The organism is Paucibacter sp. KCTC 42545 (genome assembly GCF_001477625.1).
Taxonomy (GTDB): domain Bacteria; phylum Pseudomonadota; class Gammaproteobacteria; order Burkholderiales; family Burkholderiaceae_C; genus Paucibacter_A.
Map to the genome: position 1 here is coordinate 987,778 of NZ_CP013692.1, position 19,889 is coordinate 1,007,666.

Annotated in this window: 13 protein-coding genes and 7 pseudogenes; 13 read left to right on the top strand and 7 right to left on the bottom strand. The window is 60.3% G+C overall.

Going from position 1 to position 19,889, the window contains the following annotated elements; translation table 11 throughout:
* Positions 1–40: 40 nt before the first annotated feature.
* Positions 41–235, bottom strand: a complete 195-nt coding sequence (locus AT984_RS04315; protein ID WP_058719049.1) for an integrase core domain-containing protein — start codon at positions 233–235, stop codon at positions 41–43.
* Positions 236–439: 204 nt separating this feature from the next.
* Between AT984_RS04315 and istA (AT984_RS04320) the strand changes: the two are divergent.
* Together istA (AT984_RS04320) and istB (AT984_RS04325) are read left to right on the top strand one after the other, a co-directional pair.
* Positions 440–1,990 (top strand): annotated as a pseudogene (gene istA / locus AT984_RS04320) (IS21 family transposase).
* Between the two features lie 23 nt (positions 1,991–2,013).
* On the top strand, positions 2,014–2,751 hold the full coding sequence (gene istB, locus AT984_RS04325) for an IS21-like element helper ATPase IstB (RefSeq protein ID WP_058718811.1): 738 nt from the start codon (positions 2,014–2,016) through the stop codon (positions 2,749–2,751).
* Positions 2,752–2,953: 202 nt separating this feature from the next.
* Here the strand turns inward: istB (AT984_RS04325) and ltrA are convergent, their stop codons facing one another.
* Positions 2,954–4,117 carry a group II intron reverse transcriptase/maturase gene (ltrA, locus tag AT984_RS04330; protein WP_082679778.1) on the bottom strand — a complete coding sequence of 388 codons (1,164 nt, stop codon included), beginning with the start codon at positions 4,115–4,117 and terminating at the stop codon, positions 2,954–2,956.
* Entirely contained in the window at positions 4,114–5,640 is a 1,527-nt protein-coding gene (locus tag AT984_RS04335) for an IS3 family transposase (protein WP_058719050.1), read from the bottom strand. Before AT984_RS04335 ends, ltrA begins: the two co-directional genes overlap by 4 nt.
* Before the next feature lie 131 nt (positions 5,641–5,771).
* Between AT984_RS04335 and istA (AT984_RS04340) the strand changes: the two genes are divergently transcribed.
* The 7 genes from istA (AT984_RS04340) (at position 5,772) to pilP (ending at position 13,384) form a co-directional block, all read left to right on the top strand.
* Entirely contained in the window at positions 5,772–7,301 is a 1,530-nt protein-coding gene (gene istA, locus AT984_RS04340) for an IS21 family transposase (protein WP_058722081.1), read from the top strand.
* Positions 7,291–8,127, top strand: coding sequence for an IS21-like element helper ATPase IstB (istB, locus tag AT984_RS04345; RefSeq protein WP_058719051.1), 837 nt, complete (start codon positions 7,291–7,293; stop codon positions 8,125–8,127). The genes istA (AT984_RS04340) and istB (AT984_RS04345) overlap by 11 nt, the downstream gene beginning before the upstream one ends.
* Before the next feature lie 159 nt (positions 8,128–8,286).
* Complete coding sequence (locus AT984_RS04350) at positions 8,287–9,813, top strand: IS3 family transposase (protein WP_058719050.1); 1,527 nt, start codon at positions 8,287–8,289, stop codon at positions 9,811–9,813.
* Positions 9,814–10,150: 337 nt separating this feature from the next.
* A complete protein-coding gene (locus AT984_RS22815) occupies positions 10,151–10,411 on the top strand; it encodes a hypothetical protein (protein WP_156421893.1) in 261 nt (86 codons plus the stop codon).
* 153 nt (positions 10,412–10,564) lie between these two features.
* Positions 10,565–11,146, top strand: a complete 582-nt coding sequence (locus AT984_RS04355) for a TcpQ domain-containing protein (protein WP_058719052.1) — start codon at positions 10,565–10,567, stop codon at positions 11,144–11,146.
* Positions 11,147–11,161: 15 nt separating this feature from the next.
* Positions 11,162–12,925, top strand: a complete 1,764-nt coding sequence (locus AT984_RS22820; protein ID WP_156421895.1) for a secretin N-terminal domain-containing protein — start codon at positions 11,162–11,164, stop codon at positions 12,923–12,925.
* 12 nt (positions 12,926–12,937) lie between these two features.
* Positions 12,938–13,384: a type IV pilus biogenesis protein PilP gene (pilP, locus tag AT984_RS04360; protein ID WP_082679780.1), complete on the top strand. Its 447-nt coding sequence runs from the start codon at positions 12,938–12,940 to the stop codon at positions 13,382–13,384.
* Positions 13,385–13,640: 256 nt separating this feature from the next.
* Here the strand turns inward: pilP and AT984_RS22825 are convergent.
* Both AT984_RS22825 and AT984_RS04370 read right to left on the bottom strand, forming a co-directional pair.
* Positions 13,641–13,733 (bottom strand): annotated as a pseudogene (locus AT984_RS22825) (IS6 family transposase); the annotation flags it as partial.
* 32 nt (positions 13,734–13,765) lie between these two features.
* Positions 13,766–14,074, bottom strand: a pseudogene (locus AT984_RS04370) (Tn3 family transposase); the annotation flags it as partial.
* 315 nt (positions 14,075–14,389) lie between these two features.
* Between AT984_RS04370 and istA (AT984_RS04375) the strand changes: the two are divergent.
* Positions 14,390–15,940: pseudogene (gene istA, locus AT984_RS04375) on the top strand (IS21 family transposase).
* A 23-nt stretch (positions 15,941–15,963) separates the two neighbouring features.
* Entirely contained in the window at positions 15,964–16,701 is a 738-nt protein-coding gene (istB, locus tag AT984_RS04380; RefSeq protein WP_058718811.1) for an IS21-like element helper ATPase IstB, read from the top strand.
* 162 nt (positions 16,702–16,863) lie between these two features.
* Here istB (AT984_RS04380) and AT984_RS22335 read toward each other — a convergent pair.
* Both AT984_RS22335 and AT984_RS04395 read right to left on the bottom strand, forming a co-directional pair.
* Positions 16,864–17,870, bottom strand: a pseudogene (locus AT984_RS22335) (IS3 family transposase); the annotation flags it as partial.
* Positions 17,871–17,931: 61 nt separating this feature from the next.
* Positions 17,932–18,327 (bottom strand): annotated as a pseudogene (locus tag AT984_RS04395) (Tn3 family transposase); the annotation flags it as partial.
* A gap of 67 nt (positions 18,328–18,394) precedes the next feature.
* Between AT984_RS04395 and AT984_RS04405 the strand changes: the two are divergent.
* A protein-coding gene (locus tag AT984_RS04405) for an IS3 family transposase (protein ID WP_442952147.1) occupies positions 18,395–19,521 on the top strand; the annotation gives its coding sequence in 2 pieces (ribosomal slippage) (positions 18,395–18,638 and positions 18,638–19,521; 1,128 coding nt in all).
* Between the two features lie 51 nt (positions 19,522–19,572).
* Positions 19,573–19,833, top strand: a pseudogene (locus AT984_RS04410) (integrase core domain-containing protein); the annotation flags it as partial.
* Positions 19,834–19,889: the final 56 nt, after the last annotated feature.

The following is a 19,889-nucleotide window of genomic DNA, read 5'->3' on the forward strand; positions in this document are numbered from 1 at the left end:
GGGCTTCGTCTTTGGCGGTGGGCTCTCGTAAGCTCCCCTGTCAAGAGGACAGTTGATTTCTAGAGTCTGCAGCAGTTGTGGTGATCAGTCTGGGCATGAACTGCTTGGGCGGTACGCCCCCAAGTGCGTCATGCGGTCGGTACTCGTTGTATTGGGTCAGCCAATCGTCGGCGATGGCTTGGACTTGTTCGATGGAGCTGAACAGGTAGAGGTCGATCGCGGTAGGGATGCCCATTGCTGAGCACCCCCCGCACAGATCCGTACTGCGTATTTCAGCCCATCCCGGCCACCCATTTCAGCGGAACGCGGACAGCGTTTCAGACGAAGGCGGACACCATTTCAGGCTGATCGCGGACAGCGTTTCAAACTGATCCCGGACACCCCTGGCGCGCGCAAGTGACCTGAGCCGTAGGCATGCTGACCGATTTTTCGGTCCGTCATGCCCACTCCCAGGATTCACATGCGCAAACTTCGACAAACCCTTCGACTTCACCTTGAATCTGGCCTGAGCATGCGCGAGTGTTCGCGCGTGCTTGGCATCGCCAAGTCGACCGTCAATAGCGTCGTTATGAAGGCCCGCGCCGCCGGTGTGGACTGGGCCGCCGCCCAGACGCTGGACGATGCCGCCTTGGAGGCTCGCTTGTACGGCCCCGCTGTGCCTCGGTCCAGCACCCAGCTTGAGCCCGACTTCGCCCTCGTCCACCAGGAACTCAAGCGCCCCGGCGTCACCTTGCAATTGCTCTGGGAGGAGTACCAGCGCGGTCTGACCGACGCCGGCTCGCAAGCCTACAAGTACACCAGCTTCTGCGTGAAGTACCGCGCCTGGGTCGCCGGCCTCAAGCGCTCGATGCGCCAGGTCCACCCGGCCGGCGAGCGCCTGTTCATTGACTACGCCGGCCAGACTGTGCCCTTGGTGGACGCTGCCACCGGCGAGATCCGGCAAGCGCAGATCTTCGTGGCCGTCCTCGGCGCCTCGAACTACACCTTCGCCTGCGCCACGCCGACACAGACAGCAGCCGACTGGGTCGGCGCCATCATGGATGCGCTGGAGTTCATGGGTGGCGTGCCCCGGCTGATCGTGCCGGATCAGGCGCGCGCCCTGATCGCCAGGCCCGACCGCTACGAGGCCACGCCTAGCCGTCTGGTCGAAGAGTTCTGCGACCACTACGACGTGGCGATGCTGCCCGCGCGTCCGGCTCATCCCCGCGACTAGCCCAAGGTGGAGGTCGGCGTGCAAATCGTCGAGCGTTGGATTCTGGCGCGGCTGCGGCACCGGCGCTTCTTCACCCTGGCTGAGCTCAACGCCGCTGTCCGGGAGTTGCTGGTGGACCTGAACGCTCGGCCGTTCAAGAAGCTACCCGGCTGTCGGGCCAGCGCCTTCGCGGCCTTGGATCGGCCGCTGCTCAAACCCCTGCCGGCAGCGCGCATGCCCATCGCCCGCTTCAAGCGCGCCCGGGTCAATATTGACTATCACGTTGAACTCGATGGCCATTACTACAGCGTGCCGCACCGGCTGGTGCGCGAGCAGGTCGAGTTGCGCATCACTTCGACCACGGTGGAGATTCTGGCGGGCCAGCAACGCGTGGCCGTGCACGCCTACAGCGTCCGGCGCGGGGCGCACACGACGGCGCCCGAGCACATGCCGGCCTCCCACCGGGCGCACCGAGAGTGGACCCCAGCCAAGCTCATCGCTTGGGGTGAGCACATCGGCGTGGCCACAGCCGCCGTGGTGCGCTGGCAGATGGAACACCGGCCGCACCCCGAGCAAGGCTACCGCTCCTGCCTCGGCCTGCAAAGCCTGGCGCGCCAGTTCGGCCACGAGCGGCTGGAAGCGGCCTGCGTTCGCGCCATGTCGATTCGCTCGCCGACCTACCAAAGCGTCAAGTCGATCCTGGCCACCGGCTTGGACCGGCAAGCCGCGCCGGCCCAAGCCACGCAGGCCGCACTCCCGCTGCATGACAACGTGCGCGGCCCCGATTACTACCACTGACCCCACTGAAGAAGGAGAAGCTCTTGCTCAACGAACACACCCTGGATCAACTGCGCAGCCTGCGCCTAGACGGCATGGTGCAGGCGCTTACCGATGGCGCCACCCGCACGGCAGCGGCCGAGCTGTCCTTCGAGGAGCGGCTGGCCATGCTGGTGCAACGCGAGGTCGATTGGCGCGACGGCAAACGCCTGGCCCGGCTGCTCAAGGCGGCCAAGCTCAAGGTCAGCAGCGCCTGCATCGAGGACATCAACTGGCGAGGCTCGCGCGGGCTGGATCGCAGCCTCATCACCCAACTGGCGGGCTGCGACTGGCTGCGCCACGGCCACAACGTGTTGCTCACCGGGGCCACGGGTTGCGGCAAGACCTGGCTCGCATGCGCGCTGGCCCAGCAGGCGGCACGCCAGGGATTCGCGGTGTTGTACACGCGGGCGCCGAGGCTGCTGGAAGAGCTGCGGGTGGCCCACGGCGACGGCTCCTTCGGCCGGCGCCTGGCACAACTGGCGCGCATTGACCTGCTGGTCATCGATGACTTTGCGATTGCACCGGTCACGGCGGCCGACCGTAACGACCTGCTGGAGTTGCTCGACGACCGGGTCGGCAGCCGCTCGACGCTCATCACCAGTCAGCTACCCGTCTCAAACTGGCACCAATGGTTGGATGACCCGACATTGGCCGATGCCATCTTGGACCGGATCGTCCATTCGGCACAAAAGATCGCGCTCAAGGGCGAGTCGCTGCGCAAGAAACAGGACTCGGTATGAGCACCAAACCAACCACCGCAGAACCGTCCGGGCCAGCCCAATTCAGGCTGATCGCGGACACCTGAGCTACCATCAACCCAGGCACTTGCGCGCACCCAACCTGTCCGCGATCAGTTTGAAACGCTGTCCGCCATCACGCTGAAATGACTGTCCGGGATCGCTGAAATCCGCACCGTACTTGCAGAATTCCCGCATACGGCTCCTATCTCGGGTACTTGACGGCAAATCGCTGCTGCGGCCACGGGTGAAGGATTTTGGGAGCTGGGAGCCAAGAATCTGCGATGCGCTTCATGCGTTCCCATGTCATGCCGTCTTTTTGGCTGCGCTGCCGGAGCGTGCGCCGCCATAGGTCGGTGACGTGGTGTCGAAACGCACCCAGTGCCCGCACGTTCGTGGGCACGGCGTGGTATGCAAAGTAGCCCGTCACCACAGATTTGAGCCATCGCCCTTGATCTGCAATTGGGGCATGCATGCGTTTGCGCAGCGTCGCCTTGATGTCTTGAAGCCTCGCTCTCATCCTGTCGCCTCTTGTTTTACGCAGTAGCAGGAACGCTCCACGCCGAGACTTTCCGCATATGAAGACGAACCCCAAGAACGCAAAGGTTTTCGGCTTTCCTAAACCGCGCTGCTTACGCCGCTCAGCCGCATGGCGGCCAAACTCCAACAACCGTGTTTTCTCCGCGTGCAGTTCGAGCCCAAACTGCTCGAGGCGTACTCGCATCGCATCCCAGAAGCGCCTTGCATCGCCTTCGTGCTCGAAACCCACAACCACATCGTCGGCATAGCGCACGACGATCATGTTGCCACGGGCTTCTCGCCGTCGCCATTGCTTGGCCCACAGGTCAAACACGTAGTGCAGGTATACGTTTGCAAGCAACGGTGAAATCACTGCTCCTTGCGGCGTACCCTGATCACTAACGCTGAGTTGACCTTCTTCCAACACGCCCGCCTTGAGCCATTTGCGCACAAGACGGATGATGCGCTCGTCGCCTATCCGGTGCTCTAAAAATTTGACTAGCCAGTTTTGGTTAATCGTATCGAAGAATCCCTTGATATCCGCATCGAGCACCCAGTTCACCTTCGTATCGCTAACCGCCACTGCCAGTGCATCAAGCGCATCGTGTTGGCCTCTTGCGGGCCGGAACCCATACGAGAAGCCGAGGAATTCTTCCTCGTAGATGGCATTGAGCACAGCAACTAGCGCGCGCTGGACGATTTTGTCCTCCAGTGCGGCAATACCAAGCGGGCGCCGCTTACCGTCAGGCTTTGGTATGTACTGCCGCCTAACGGGCGTTGCCCGGTATGCTGTTGGCGCCGACCGAAAACTGAGCCACTGGGGATGCGGACAAAAACTTGGACTGGTTATGCGGCGATGCCAACTTGCCGACGGTGCTGCGCCGGGCTGCGAAAGCCAAGTGAACTCTTAATCCGGACCTCGTTGTACCAGCGAATGTATGCATCCAACGCAGCAATGAACTCCTCGATGCTTGTCGAGAGCCAGTTGCGAGCGAAGAACATCTCGGTCTTGAGCCGACCGAAGAAGCCCTCGCATGCCGCGTTGTCCGGCGAGCATCCCTTGCGTGACATCGAGCGGACCAGCTTGGCTTCAGAGATTCGAGCTAGCCAGCCTGGCCATCGATAGTGGCCGCCCCGATCGGAATGCACCACCGGCTTTTCGCCACTTGCTGCGACCTTCTCGATCGCAGCGTCCAGCATCGTATTGACCAACTCCGCGTTCGGCCGAGTGCCGATCGACCAACTCACGACCATGCCGTCGAAGCAATCAATCATCGGAGATAGATATACCTTGCCGGCCGGAATTTGGAACTCCGTGATGTCGGTGAGCCACTTCTCATTCGGCGCGCCGGCATTGAAGTCTCGGTTCAGCACGTTGTCGGGCGCTGGACTGATCTCGCCCATGTAGGAGCCATACCGACGGCGTTTGCTTGTCGCGGCGATCAAGCACTCCTGCTTCATCAGGCGGCGCACGACCTTCTCCGAGATACGCACGCACTGATCGCTCAACGACGCGTGGAGCCGCCGGTAGCCGTAGCAGCCATAGTTCTGCTCGAAGATGTTGGTCATCGCCTGACGCACGTCCGCGTACTTGTCATCCACCCCCAGCCGTGCCCGATGGTAGAAGTAGGAACTGCGCGGCAGGTCCACTTCGCACAGCAGTTCGGTCACCGTGTAGGTGGACCTCAGGGCATCAACCAGCAGCGTCTTCTCCCGGTTCGTCAGACGCTGCTGATCGATGCCCAGCTCTTTTTTTAAGAACTCATTCGCCTTCTTCAGCACGTCCTTCTCGAGCTGCAGCCGGCGAATGTCGTGTTGCAGCGTTTCGAGCTGTTGTGCCAAGTCTGCCCGGTCTGGGCTATCAAGGGCGCGTTGCTTGAGCTTCATGGATGCGGGTGCGTCATGGCCGAGTAATTGATTCTTCCACTTGTACAGCGAGCCCCGCGACACGCCGACCTCGTCGGCGACTGCCTGCGCGCTGGCCGGGCGCGTGCACAAGGCAATCACTGCAGACTGCTTGGCTTCCGGCGCCAGTTCCTGCATTCGACCGACGACGCGCGTTGGCTGGGGGTGAAGCTCTTGCAGCCACGCGTGTAGCAATGACCGGCAGGGATAGCCCAGAGCCTTGACGGTCACAGCGATGCACCGGCCGTGCTCAAGGTAATGCTCGACAGCGAGCAGCCTATCCCCCTGAGAAAACTTTGCAGTCCTGTTGTAGCCGGCGCGTAGGTCTTGGCTCTGTTCGTACTCGCGGTACCAGGTCTTGAGCGCGTTCTTCGTCGGATATCCCAGCTGCCGAATGGTCAAGCCGACTCGCTTGCCCAGCTTGATGTACAGCTGCACTGCTCGAAGCCGATCCTCGTATGTGTACATGAACTACCTCCAGGTAGTCCAAGAAATCGTCCGCATCCCCACTTTTAGGGGTTGTGCCGACCCAAAATTGAGCCAGGTGTTTCACCTACTCTGCTGCTTTTTTAAGCAGCGGGGTGCAAGGAGTGATCACCATGGACATGATTGGCAAGATCCGGCGTTTGCACCGCCGAGACAAGAAGTCGGTGCGCGAGATTTCGCGCATGACTGGCTTGTCCCGCAACACGGTGGCGAAGTGGCTGAATGGCCCGGCGCCGTCGGCCAGCCCAAAGTACAGCAGGGCTGAGCAGGCCAATAAGCTGACGGCTTTCCACGAGACGATCAGGCAAGCCCTGAAGGCTGACGGGCATCGCCCGAAGCATGAGCGTCGCACGGGTCGAGCCTTGTTCGCAGAGATCAAGGCTGCCGGCTACGAGGGCAGCTATTCGCGCCTCACCGACTTCATCCGCGATTGGCGTCAGGGCGAAGGCCAGGCGGCATTGGTGAGTGCCTTTGTACCGCTGACGTTTGAGTTGGGCGAAGCCTTCCAGTTCGACTGGAGCGAGGAAGGTTTGGTTGTAGGCGGCATCTATTACCGCATGCAGGTCTCGCACATGAAGCTGTGCGCCAGCCGGGCGTTCTGGCTCGTGGCCTACCCGAGCCAGGGGCACGAGATGCTATTCGATGCCCATACCCGCAGCTTTGCGGCCTTGGGCGGCGTGGCCAGGCGCGGCATCTACGACAACATGAAGACGGCTGTGGACAAGGTCTTGAAGGGCAAGGGCCGGGTCGTCAACGAGCGCTTCGGGGTGATGTGCGCGCACTACTTGTTCGACCCCGACTTCTGCAATGTGGCCTCGGGCTGGGAGAAGGGAGTCGTGGAGAAGAATGTGCAGGACAGCCTCCGGCGCATTTGGATTGACGCCGCCCAGCAGCGCTTTGGCTCCTTCACCGAGCTCAATGTCTGGTTGGCGGCACGCTGCCGGGCGCTGTGGGAGGAGGTCCGACACCCGGTGCATGAGCAGTTCAGCTTGGCCGAGATGCTGGAGCATGAGCGCCTGCACCTGATGCCAATGCCTGCTGCGTTTGATGGCTATGTCGAGAAGTCCTCCAGAGTGAGCAGTACCTGCCTGGTGACGATGGCGCGCAATCGCTATTCGGTGCCTTGCGAGTGGGCAGGCCAGAGGGTCAGCGTCAGGCTGTATCCGAATCATGTCGTGGTGGTGGCGGATGACGCCGTGGTGGCCCGGCACGAACGACTGTCGGACCGTGGGCAGACCCACTACGACTGGCAGCACTATGTGCCGCTGCTGGAGCGCAAACCCGGTGCATTGAGAAATGGTGCGCCGTTCAGCGACCTGCCTGAGCCGCTGCAAAGGCTTCGCCGGGGCTTGCTGCGCGAGGAAGGCGGTGACCGCGTGATGGCGAAGGTGCTGGCCATCGTGCCGAAGGCGGGGCTGGACACCGTCTTGGTGGCGGTCGAATTGGCACTGGAGAAGCTGCCGCCGTCGGGGCGCGTCAGCGTGGAACATGTGGTCAATGTGCTGAGCCGCTTGAATGAGCCGTCAGCACCCGCGCCTGTGGACGGCGTGCTGCAGGTCTCCAAACCTGTTTGCAGCGACACCGCGCAGTACGACCGCCTGCGTGACAAGCTCGGCAGCGAGGAGGTGCATCATGAAGCGTGATGTGGTGGTTGAGCTTAAACAACTGCGTTTGAACGGCATGGCCGGCGCCTGGGCCGATTTGCTTGAACAAAGCGAGAGCGGCGGCGGATTCGGTATGGAGTCCGGGCCGCAGAATTCGCTCTGGCTGCTGGAGCACTTGCTGCAAGCCGAGGCCGCCGACCGGGCGCTACGCTCGGTCAGTCACCAGATGCATGCGGCCAAATTCCCGCTCCACCGCGACCTGGCCGGCTTCAACTTCGACGGTGCCGAGGTGGACCATCAGCTGATCCTTCAACTGACCGGGGTGAAGTTCACTGACAGCGCGCACAACGTCGTGATGGTGGGTGGACCCGGCACCGGCAAGACACATCTGGCCATCGCCATCGGCGTGGCCGGCATCACCAAGCATGGCAAACGCGTGCGCTTCTATTCGACGGTTGACTTGGTCAATGCGCTGGAGCAAGAGAAGGCGCAAGGCAAGGCCGGGCGCATCGCCACCAGCTTGCTGCGGATGGACTTGGTCATTCTTGATGAGCTGGGCTACTTGCCCTTCAGCCAAGCCGGCGGAGCCTTGTTGTTCCATTTGCTGAGCAAGCTGTATGAACACACCAGCATCCTGATCACAACCAACCTGGACTTCGCTGAGTGGTCCAGCGTGTTCGGCGACGCGAAGATGACCCGGGCGCTGCTGGACCGACTCACGCATCACTGCCACATCGTCGAAACCGGCAACGAGAGCTACCGACTACTGCACAGCTCAGCGGTCGCGAAGACACGCATCAAGGCCAGGGAGCAGACTCGAAAAGGCGGCAAGACGGAGCCACCAGAAGTGGCCAAAACGGACTGATTCAAAACCAGCTTCAGCACAGGAAGGAGGTCAAGCAAGAACCACACGACCTACACTTATCCACAGTCGGGCATCAAAACCCGGCACGTTTGCCTGGCTCAAAATTCAGTCGGCACGGTGGGGATGCGGACGATTTCTTGGACTACCTGGAGGTAGTTCATGTACACATACGAGGATCGGCTTCGAGCAGTGCAGCTGTACATCAAGCTGGGCAAGCGAGTCGGCTTGACCATTCGGCAGCTGGGATATCCGACGAAGAACGCGCTCAAGACCTGGTACCGCGAGTACGAACAGAGCCAAGACCTACGCGCCGGCTACAACAGGACTGCAAAGTTTTCTCAGGGGGATAGGCTGCTCGCTGTCGAGCATTACCTTGAGCACGGCCGGTGCATCGCTGTGACCGTCAAGGCTCTGGGCTATCCCTGCCGGTCATTGCTACACGCGTGGCTGCAAGAGCTTCACCCCCAGCCAACGCGCGTCGTCGGTCGAATGCAGGAACTGGCGCCGGAAGCCAAGCAGTCTGCAGTGATTGCCTTGTGCACGCGCCCGGCCAGCGCGCAGGCAGTCGCCGACGAGGTCGGCGTGTCGCGGGGCTCGCTGTACAAGTGGAAGAATCAATTACTCGGCCATGACGCACCCGCATCCATGAAGCTCAAGCAACGCGCCCTTGATAGCCCAGACCGGGCAGACTTGGCACAACAGCTCGAAACGCTGCAACACGACATTCGCCGGCTGCAGCTCGAGAAGGACGTGCTGAAGAAGGCGAATGAGTTCTTAAAAAAAGAGCTGGGCATCGATCAGCAGCGTCTGACGAACCGGGAGAAGACGCTGCTGGTTGATGCCCTGAGGTCCACCTACACGGTGACCGAACTGCTGTGCGAAGTGGACCTGCCGCGCAGTTCCTACTTCTACCATCGGGCACGGCTGGGGGTGGATGACAAGTACGCGGACGTGCGTCAGGCGATGACCAACATCTTCGAGCAGAACTATGGCTGCTACGGCTACCGGCGGCTCCACGCGTCGTTGAGCGATCAGTGCGTGCGTATCTCGGAGAAGGTCGTGCGCCGCCTGATGAAGCAGGAGTGCTTGATCGCCGCGACAAGCAAACGCCGTCGGTATGGCTCCTACATGGGCGAGATCAGTCCAGCGCCCGACAACGTGCTGAACCGAGACTTCAATGCCGGCGCGCCGAATGAGAAGTGGCTCACCGACATCACGGAGTTCCAAATTCCGGCCGGCAAGGTATATCTATCTCCGATGATTGATTGCTTCGACGGCATGGTCGTGAGTTGGTCGATCGGCACTCGGCCGAACGCGGAGTTGGTCAATACGATGCTGGACGCTGCGATCGAGAAGGTCGCAGCAAGTGGCGAAAAGCCGGTGGTGCATTCCGATCGGGGCGGCCACTATCGATGGCCAGGCTGGCTAGCTCGAATCTCTGAAGCCAAGCTGGTCCGCTCGATGTCACGCAAGGGATGCTCGCCGGACAACGCGGCATGCGAGGGCTTCTTCGGTCGGCTCAAGACCGAGATGTTCTTCGCTCGCAACTGGCTCTCGACAAGCATCGAGGAGTTCATTGCTGCGTTGGATGCATACATTCGCTGGTACAACGAGGTCCGGATTAAGAGTTCACTTGGCTTTCGCAGCCCGGCGCAGCACCGTCGGCAAGTTGGCATCGCCGCATAACCAGTCCAAGTTTTTGTCCGCATCCCCGGTGGCTCAATATTCGGTCGGCGCCAACACACATGATCAAGAAGGGGCAGTTGCGCTACCCCGACGGGCAACGTCCGTCCGCCGCAGCGCAGTTCTACAGCCTGGCGTTTTGAGACTCGGCGACCACATCAACTTGCCACGTCAATTGACTGTTATCGCGACAGAACCGCTTTTTCGCGCACGCGAAAAAAGTAGACTGAAATAGCCTTCTTTCACCCCCTTGTTCGAGTGTTCGTGTGCCGAGGACTTAGCTTGCAAGCTCTCATAGAATGAGAGTGAAATCAATCCACAAAGCAGAGCTAAACCCACCATGCGCGCAAAGATTTATCACGTCGATAAAGTTGAAGAACTGGCAAAGGCACTTTCTGAAGCGCCAGCGCTGCCTCCAAAGACTCTGAAATTAGAAGAAATTTTGAAACGCTATACACCGCAAATTCGGGAGCTACATGCGCTGAAAAATTACACCCCAAGCGAGATTTCAAGACTATTCAAAGAGCACGGAATCATGGTGCCGGTTAAGGAAGTAAAAAACGTTCTAGGACTTGGCGCAAATTCCACGCAAAAACGATGACAAAAAATAAAAGTTAGTGTTAGCATTTGCCCTGATAAATTGGCATTCGCCAAGGATATACGCGGAGCGCAAATGAGATTTAAAAATTTGGTTGCTGTTGGGTGTCTGAGTTCTGTACTTGCAGCATGTGCGAACACCTCGCCAGATGCGGGAATGAGCAAAGTTTCTGCTTACACCAAAGAGCATCAAATCAATGCCCCTCTTTCGGCCGCAATCTTGCGGCAAGTGAAAGAGGTTCACCCGGCCGAACCGGTCGGCAGTTCAAGCATTGCGGCGGCAAATGGAATCCCGCAATTGCAAGGCAATTCGGGGCTGACAGCGCCGACAAACCAGACGGCCACGGCGGGCGCGCAGAGTTCCGCTGCTATCGCGTTCCCTGTAGCTGCTTCCGTAGCAGCATCAGCACCGGCCGCCGTGCCGGTACAGTCGAGCAATAAGGCGGCTGAAATTGCCGAGGTATCGCCTCCTGTTGAGCCGCCGCAGCGGTGGGAAATCGACGCGGCAGACGGTACGCTTTCGCGCGCCCTGAAGCGTTGGGCAGAGCGGGCAGACATTCCTCTTGTCTGGGATGCACCCAAAGACAAAGCAGCCCTTCGCGCCGCCTATGTCGGCACGTTTGATGAGGCCATCACCCAAGTCATGGTTGATACGCGCTTTAGCGAATATCGGTTGCACGCCTGCGCGTTCGACAACGTTATTCGCATCATTCACGAATCTCAATCCTGCAAGCGCTAAAGCGCGGGTGTTCCCATGAAAATTAAAAACCATCGTTCGCATGGTCAGGCCGCGCTTTTGGCAATTTCCGCCGCTGTCTTGAGCGGCTGCGCCGTCACAGGTAGCCAGGTTGACACGCGCGCGGCCCTGGCTGAAAAAACCATTTCTGACATTCCCAATCCTGCGGCCGTTCTCAGGGACGCACAAGAACCGCCGTTCTTGCGCATTAAAGGGAACTACCTCGGTTCGGAGGCGATCCCATTACGGTCGGGCATTTCGTTACCCGCGAAGTTCAATAAGGTTTCGCTTAACTTCGGCCGCTCTGAAGGGCATTTTGTCGAGGCCGCGCGCAATGTACGTGAATCGACGGGCCTCGCTGTCCGGTTCAATCACGACATTTACACGAACCTGGCGCAGTCGAGCGGGGCGAGTGCGCAGGCTGTTGCGCCGGTTACTGCGCCAGTTATGGCCATGGGGTCAATTTCGGTCACGCAAGCGGCCCCCAATGGCGGGCCGTTGCCTGCAAACCTGGCGGCGACTCGCACCCAAGGCCAGGCGGCGCAAACTTTACCAATGCCGAGCCAGCCCACACAGATACCGGCTCAGACAATGGTGCCGCTCAATTTCAACGGCGACTTGTCGGATTACTTGAATCTGATTGCAGGGGCTGCGGGTTTGAGTTGGGATTATTCAAACGGCGAAATTTATTTTTACCGTCTGATGACCCGCACTTTCTCGGTTGATTTGCTGCCGCAAGCAATTGACGTTTCTGATGTTACGAGCGGCGGCGGCCAAACTTCGCTTGGCTCGCAATCTGGCGGTAATAGCAGCGGTGGCTCTTCCACGGCAAGCAATACGTCTACCTCTAGTCTGTCTAGCAAATTCGAGCCCTGGAATGATTATATCGAGGCCGTTCGCGGTATGTTGTCGCCATCTGGGAAAGTAACACCGAACCGCGCAACGGGGACATTTGTTGTCACCGACTCAAAAAGTATTGTTGACCGAATCGGTTCTTTCATCAACTCCGAAAATTCGAAGCTGCGCACTCGCGTAGACATTGAAATTAGGACTATTACTTTTGTGGTCAACGAGGGAACGAATCTCGGCGCCGACTTTAATGTTCTCTATAAGGCGTTGAATGCTAACGGTGCGGCAGGCTGGGGCCTGGTGGTTTCACCGCCTGCTGGTGTCGCTGGTGGTGACTTTGGTTCGCCGGGTTCTCTGTCTTTCAAAGATACGGGCGGCGGTGGTCGATATGACGGGTCGAAAGTCTCGCTTTCAGCGCTTGATGCTTATGGAAAGATCGTGAATGAAAAAACGTCGATCATTCACGCTAGAAATCGCGCGCCTGCGGTCGTTTTGGATGTGACCGACTTCAGCTATCTCGCAAGCACGACACCGGCAACAGGTGGCGGCACGGCTGGCGGTACGGGCGTTCCTGGTTTGACCCCTGGAATGGTTACTTATGGCTCATTCTTCACCATTATTCCGAATGTTTCGGATAACGGCACGGTGATTTTGAGCTTCAGTAACACGGAATCGAAATTGACGGGCAAGCCTCAGTTTGCGACTGGTGAAGGTGCCACGTTCCAGCAAATCACGGCCCCAACACTATCGCGCGGTAAAAACGCGACTGATTTGGTTATTCCGAAGGGCGCGACAGAAATAAGCGTTAGCAATACTAGTGATAACTGGTCGAATCAAAGTAATGTTGGGATCGGCGGCGCAAGCACAAACCGCAATCATTCTCGGACGCTGACAATTACCCTTGTCACTCCACATATTCTGCCTGGCGTTTAAAAGGTAGCCACTATGAAAACAAAACAAATCGCCAAATTGTCGTTGTGCCTGGCTGTTGGTTCCTCCTGTCTGGTCGGTGGTGTATCGGCCACAGAAACCGCCGCCGATAAGCTCGCGGCATTGCAAGCTCAGCGTGCGCTGAACAAAGTTCGTCTTGATGTGGCGAAACAAGAGGCCGAGATTGTCGAGGCCAACCAAAAGAAGGGGGCGGCAAGCCCTCCACCGGCTGCGCCGCCGCCGCGCTCGCCCAGCAACTCGGCGCCGGTAGAAATGCCCGCGCCTTCCCTGGTGTCGATCACAAGCGTGGGCGAGCAGGTTTCCGCGACCGTCATCAGCGCGGGGATTCGCAAAACGGCGCGGGTCGGTGAGTCCCTGCCGGGCGGCTGGCTTGTCACGGGCTTGAAGAGCTCCAGCGTGACGGTTTCCCGTGGTTCGCAAGTTGTCACGCTGAGGCTCTAAATGGTGACCCTAGCGCATAGCTTTGACGGAGTGCCGGGGCTGTTTGCCCTGGGCATGTCTTGGCGGCATGAGAACGGTAAGCCGGGCCGGTCCAGGCTTAAAGCCTTGTCCGAAATGGATGGGCGGTGGGGCCTAGTTCGCAAGTCAGCAGACGGGCAATTTCAGGCCGGTTTTTGCGATCCCGTTGAAGGGGTCGAAAAGGGTTCTGTCGCGATAACAGTCAATTGACGTGGCAAGTTGATGTGGTCGCCGAGTCTCAAAACGCCAGGCTGTAGAACTGCGCTGCGGCGGACGGACGTTGCCCGTCGGGGTAGCGCAACTGCCCCTTCTTGATCATGTGCATGGTCTCGGGGGTTGAACCACAAACCGCCGAAATTTCCGTCACTCCAAATCCAGCCCATCAAGTAGCGCGTCCAAGTCAATCGTTTTGCCGCCATCCTCGAAGGTGTAATGCCCGCCCAGTAGCAGGTGCCGCCAGGCCACCGGCGAGGTTGACATGATGAGCGTCAACGCCCTGGGCTTGCCCTGGCACCGCTCCAGTAACCGCGACAGGATGGCCGCGTTGTAGTAAATGATGGCGTTGGCCACCAGGCGGCCGCACTGGTTGCTGATCTCGATATCGATGTCCGTCTGGCCCGTCAGCTCCTTCTTGCCGCCCACCTGGGCAATGGCCGCGCGCAACTGGTGGTAGGGTAATCCCCCCGTTTTACATTGAATCGAGAAGTAGAAAGGGTCATGCAACGTTGGCCAGTCGCTGCTTGGGGGTGATGCCGCCCAAGGCCATATTTGGGCGGTCGTGATTGTATTTCCACATCCACTGGGTGGCGAACTGCGTATTTCAGCCCATCCCGGCCACCCATTTCAGCGGAACGCGGACAGCGTTTCAGACGAAGGCGGACACCATTTCAGGCTGATCGCGGACAGCGTTTCAAACTGATCCCGGACACCCCTGGCGCGCGCAAGTGACCTGAGCCGTAGGCATGCTGACCGATTTTTCGGTCCGTCATGCCCACTCCCAGGATTCACATGCGCAAACTTCGACAAACCCTTCGACTTCACCTTGAATCTGGCCTGAGCATGCGCGAGTGTTCGCGCGTGCTTGGCATCGCCAAGTCGACCGTCAATAGCGTCGTTATGAAGGCCCGCGCCGCCGGTGTGGACTGGGCCGCCGCCCAGACGCTGGACGATGCCGCCTTGGAGGCTCGCTTGTACGGCCCCGCTGTGCCTCGGTCCAGCACCCAGCTTGAGCCCGACTTCGCCCTCGTCCACCAGGAACTCAAGCGCCCCGGCGTCACCTTGCAATTGCTCTGGGAGGAGTACCAGCGCGGTCTGACCGACGCCGGCTCGCAAGCCTACAAGTACACCAGCTTCTGCGTGAAGTACCGCGCCTGGGTCGCCGGCCTCAAGCGCTCGATGCGCCAGGTCCACCCGGCCGGCGAGCGCCTGTTCATTGACTACGCCGGCCAGACTGTGCCCTTGGTGGACGCTGCCACCGGCGAGATCCGGCAAGCGCAGATCTTCGTGGCCGTCCTCGGCGCCTCGAACTACACCTTCGCCTGCGCCACGCCGACACAGACAGCAGCCGACTGGGTCGGCGCCATCATGGATGCGCTGGAGTTCATGGGTGGCGTGCCCCGGCTGATCGTGCCGGATCAGGCGCGCGCCCTGATCGCCAGGCCCGACCGCTACGAGGCCACGCCTAGCCGTCTGGTCGAAGAGTTCTGCGACCACTACGACGTGGCGATGCTGCCCGCGCGTCCGGCTCATCCCCGCGACTAGCCCAAGGTGGAGGTCGGCGTGCAAATCGTCGAGCGTTGGATTCTGGCGCGGCTGCGGCACCGGCGCTTCTTCACCCTGGCTGAGCTCAACGCCGCTGTCCGGGAGTTGCTGGTGGACCTGAACGCTCGGCCGTTCAAGAAGCTACCCGGCTGTCGGGCCAGCGCCTTCGCGGCCTTGGATCGGCCGCTGCTCAAACCCCTGCCGGCAGCGCGCATGCCCATCGCCCGCTTCAAGCGCGCCCGGGTCAATATTGACTATCACGTTGAACTCGATGGCCATTACTACAGCGTGCCGCACCGGCTGGTGCGCGAGCAGGTCGAGTTGCGCATCACTTCGACCACGGTGGAGATTCTGGCGGGCCAGCAACGCGTGGCCGTGCACGCCTACAGCGTCCGGCGCGGGGCGCACACGACGGCGCCCGAGCACATGCCGGCCTCCCACCGGGCGCACCGAGAGTGGACCCCAGCCAAGCTCATCGCTTGGGGTGAGCACATCGGCGTGGCCACAGCCGCCGTGGTGCGCTGGCAGATGGAACACCGGCCGCACCCCGAGCAAGGCTACCGCTCCTGCCTCGGCCTGCAAAGCCTGGCGCGCCAGTTCGGCCACGAGCGGCTGGAAGCGGCCTGCGTTCGCGCCATGTCGATTCGCTCGCCGACCTACCAAAGCGTCAAGTCGATCCTGGCCACCGGCTTGGACCGGCAAGCCGCGCCGGCCCAAGCCACGCAGGCCGCACTCCCGCTGCATGACAACGTGCGCGGCCCCGATTACTACCACTGACCCCACTGAAGAAGGAGAAGCTCTTGCTCAACGAACACACCCTGGATCAACTGCGCAGCCTGCGCCTAGACGGCATGGTGCAGGCGCTTACCGATGGCGCCACCCGCACGGCAGCGGCCGAGCTGTCCTTCGAGGAGCGGCTGGCCATGCTGGTGCAACGCGAGGTCGATTGGCGCGACGGCAAACGCCTGGCCCGGCTGCTCAAGGCGGCCAAGCTCAAGGTCAGCAGCGCCTGCATCGAGGACATCAACTGGCGAGGCTCGCGCGGGCTGGATCGCAGCCTCATCACCCAACTGGCGGGCTGCGACTGGCTGCGCCACGGCCACAACGTGTTGCTCACCGGGGCCACGGGTTGCGGCAAGACCTGGCTCGCATGCGCGCTGGCCCAGCAGGCGGCACGCCAGGGATTCGCGGTGTTGTACACGCGGGCGCCGAGGCTGCTGGAAGAGCTGCGGGTGGCCCACGGCGACGGCTCCTTCGGCCGGCGCCTGGCACAACTGGCGCGCATTGACCTGCTGGTCATCGATGACTTTGCGATTGCACCGGTCACGGCGGCCGACCGTAACGACCTGCTGGAGTTGCTCGACGACCGGGTCGGCAGCCGCTCGACGCTCATCACCAGTCAGCTACCCGTCTCAAACTGGCACCAATGGTTGGATGACCCGACATTGGCCGATGCCATCTTGGACCGGATCGTCCATTCGGCACAAAAGATCGCGCTCAAGGGCGAGTCGCTGCGCAAGAAACAGGACTCGGTATGAGCACCAAACCAACCACCGCAGAACCGTCCGGGCCAGCCCAATTCAGGCTGATCGCGGACACCTGAGCTACCATCAACCCAGGCACTTGCGCGCACCCAACCTGTCCGCGATCAGTTTGAAACGCTGTCCGCCATCACGCTGAAATGACTGTCCGGGATCGCTGAAATCCGCAGCGAACAGCTGAGCCTCTTGCAAATCGGACCACAGGTATTGCGACAACCACTCATAGCGCACCGTCCTGTTGAAGCGCTCGACATAGGCGTTTTGCTGCGGGTTACCCGGCTGGATGTGGTCGAGTTTGATGCCCCAGTCATGTGCCCAACGCTGGATGGTTGCGCTGATGTACTCGGGGCCGTTATCGCAACGAATGACCTGTGGTTTGCCACGCCAAGCAATGATCTGCTTGAGTGCCCGGATGACGCGCTCTGAGGGCAGCGAGAAATCTATTTCGATGCCCAACGCTTCTCGGTTGAAGTCGTCAATGACGTTGAACAACCGGAAGCTGCGCCCGTCCTCAAGTTGATCGTGCATGAAGTCCATGGACCAGACTTCGTTGATGGCCTGCGGCACGCTCAAGGGCTCAGGCTTGCCCCGCACCTGCCGTTTACGCGGTTTGATGCGCAAGTTCAGCTCCAACGCCCGGTAAACCCTGTAAACGCGCTTGTGATTCCATGGGAAGCCTTTGACGTTGCGCAAGTACAGGTAACACAGGCCAAAGCCCCAGTGGCGATTGTTGTCCGTCAGCCGCATCAGCCAATCGGCGATTTGATCGTCCTGGTCATTCTTCTTGACCTCGTAGCGGTAGCATGACTCGCTGACTGTGAAGATGTTGCAGGCCAGCCGGATGCTGGTGCCACGCTGGGCCACCACTTCTTTGGCCATCTCGCGGCGGCGAGACGGCCGCGTTACTTTTTTGCAAGGTACTCCGCAGCAATCTCGGCCTTGAGCTTTTCCTCAATGTACATCTTCTTGAGGCGCCGATTCTCCTCTTCGAGTTCCTTCATGCGGGCCATGAGGGAGGTGTCCATGCCTCCAAATTTGGCTCGCCATTTGTAAAACGTGGCGGTGCTGATGCCGACCTCTCGGCATAGGTCGGGAACGGGCAAGCCTGCCTCAGCGCGTTTGAGCGCATCCATGATCTGGCTGTCGGAAAACTTGGACTTCTTCATGTAGAAATTCTCTTCGAGAAATTTCTACTTCTCGCGCCAGTGGTTTGACGGGAGGATTACCGTAGGACTCAAGGCGGTTTTGTGAGCGGTGCACGTTGCGCTGCAACTGCGGGTCTCGCAGGTAGCGCAACGTGTAAATGCTGCGAATCAGCTTGTCGTACTCGAACACCGCCCGCCGCGTTGGATTGGATGTGCTGTAGGTGCAAATCTTGCGGATGAGTGCAGCCTGTGTCATGTCCTTGAGCGCCAGCGTGGCCACGATCTGGTCGATGCCCTCTTTTTCAACCTCGATGGCTTGCAGGTCGATGCGCCCGGCCGGTTTGACCAGGTGCTTTGCGTACAGGTCCGGATCATCGACGCAGTACAACTCCTTGAGCTGGGCATTGGCGTCGGTAAAGCGCGGTGCGAAGGCCGCCTTGAACCAGTCAAAGATGGCAAAGTTGGCCTTGTTGATGCTGACCTGCACCCTCCCAGCCGTACCAGCGTAATGGAGAGGAAGTCCATCAACCAGGAGAATGATGGACATGAAGAAGAGCAGATTTACTGAGGAACAAATCATTGGGTTCCTGAAGCAGGCCGAGGCCGGCATGCCGATCAAGGAGCTGTGCCGGCAAGGCGGCTTCAGCGACGCCACGTTCTACAAGTGGCGGGCCAAGTACGGCGGCATGCAGGCCACGGATGCCAAGCGACTGCGCGAGCTCGAAGGCGAGAACGCCAAGCTCAAGCGCCTGCTGGCAGAGGCCCACCTGGACATCCACGCGCTCAAGGACGTCTTCGGCGTAAAGCCCTAGCCCCGCAGGTCAGGCGCGACGCGGCGACCCAGATGATTGCCCAGCACCATCTGTCCGAACGCCGCGCGTGCCGCCTGGTGGGGCTCTCCAGAGACAGCTATCGCAACCCGCCCGTGGTCGATGAGGCCACGCAGCAACTCAGCGCCAAGATCGTCGAGATCGCACAGGTGCGGCGCCGCTTCGGCTATCGCCGCATCCATGACGTGCTGCGCCCACAGTTCCCAGGCGTCAATCACAAGCGCGTCTATCGGTTGTACAGCCAGGCGCAGTTGGCGGTGCGCAAGCGCAAGAAGATCAGACGGGCAGCCAGCGAGCGCGTGCCGCTCACCGTGCCGACCCGAGTCAATGAGGTGTGGAGCATGGACTTCGTTTCCGACAGCCTGGCCAATGGCCGGCGTATCAAGTGCCTGACTGTGGCCGACGACTTCACGCACGAGTGTGTGGACATCGCCGTGGACTACGGCATCTCGGGCCAGTACGTGACGCGGTTGCTGGACCGGGCCGCGATCTTCAGGGGCTACCCTGCGGCGGTGAGAACCGACAACGGGCCGGAGTTCACCTGCCGGGCCTTCATCGCTTGGGCGCAAGCTCACGACGTGCGGCACATCCTCATCCAGCCAGGGCGGCCCATGCAGAACGGCTACATCGAGAGCTTCAACGGCAAGTTCCGCGACGAGTGCTTGAACGAGCACTGGTTCCAGACGCTGCCGCAGGCGCGCTCGGAGATCGCCATCTGGCGGCAGGACTACAACGAGGTGAGGCCGCACAGCAGCCTGGGTCGGATACCGCCGGCCGAGTTCGCGCAGCGCCACCGCACCAAGAACCAGGCGCCACCGGCTACACGCAACGAGATCAAGTAACCTTCAACCCGGACTTCCGCATGGCTGGTACGGCGGGAGGGGGCAGGTCATATTGCCTTGAACTACATCGAGCCTGGCGAGCCCAACCAGAACGCCTACATCGAACGCTTCAACCGGACGTTCCGAACGGAGGTGCTTGATGCCTACCTGTTCAGCTCCATCGAACAAGTCCAAGCCATCGCCGACGATTGGCTGACCCAATACAACGAGTACCGACCGCATGATGCACTTGGGGGCGTACCGCCCAAGCAGTTCATGCCCAGACTGATCACCACAACTGCTGCAGACTCTAGAAATCAACTGTCCTCTTGACAGGGGAGCTTACGCTTGGCATCCTGGTTTTAAAAACCACATTAGCGAAACCAATA

Bases quoted from the DNA above. Each gene is read 5' to 3' on its own strand.
- AT984_RS04315 (WP_058719049.1), bottom strand. From the start codon at position 235: ATGGGCATCCCTACCGCGATCGACCTCTACCTGTTCAGCTCCATCGAA.
- AT984_RS04335 (WP_058719050.1), bottom strand. From the start codon at position 5,640: ATGTACACATACGAGGATCGGCTTCGAGCAGTGCAGCTGTACATCAAG.
- istA (WP_058722081.1), top strand. From the start codon at position 5,772: ATGGACATGATTGGCAAGATCCGGCGTTTGCACCGCCGAGACAAGAAG.
- istB (WP_058719051.1), top strand. From the start codon at position 7,291: ATGAAGCGTGATGTGGTGGTTGAGCTTAAACAACTGCGTTTGAACGGC.
- AT984_RS04350 (WP_058719050.1), top strand. From the start codon at position 8,287: ATGTACACATACGAGGATCGGCTTCGAGCAGTGCAGCTGTACATCAAG.
- AT984_RS22815 (WP_156421893.1), top strand. From the start codon at position 10,151: ATGCGCGCAAAGATTTATCACGTCGATAAAGTTGAAGAACTGGCAAAG.
- AT984_RS04355 (WP_058719052.1), top strand. From the start codon at position 10,565: ATGAGCAAAGTTTCTGCTTACACCAAAGAGCATCAAATCAATGCCCCT.
- AT984_RS22820 (WP_156421895.1), top strand. From the start codon at position 11,162: ATGAAAATTAAAAACCATCGTTCGCATGGTCAGGCCGCGCTTTTGGCA.
- pilP (WP_082679780.1), top strand. From the start codon at position 12,938: ATGAAAACAAAACAAATCGCCAAATTGTCGTTGTGCCTGGCTGTTGGT.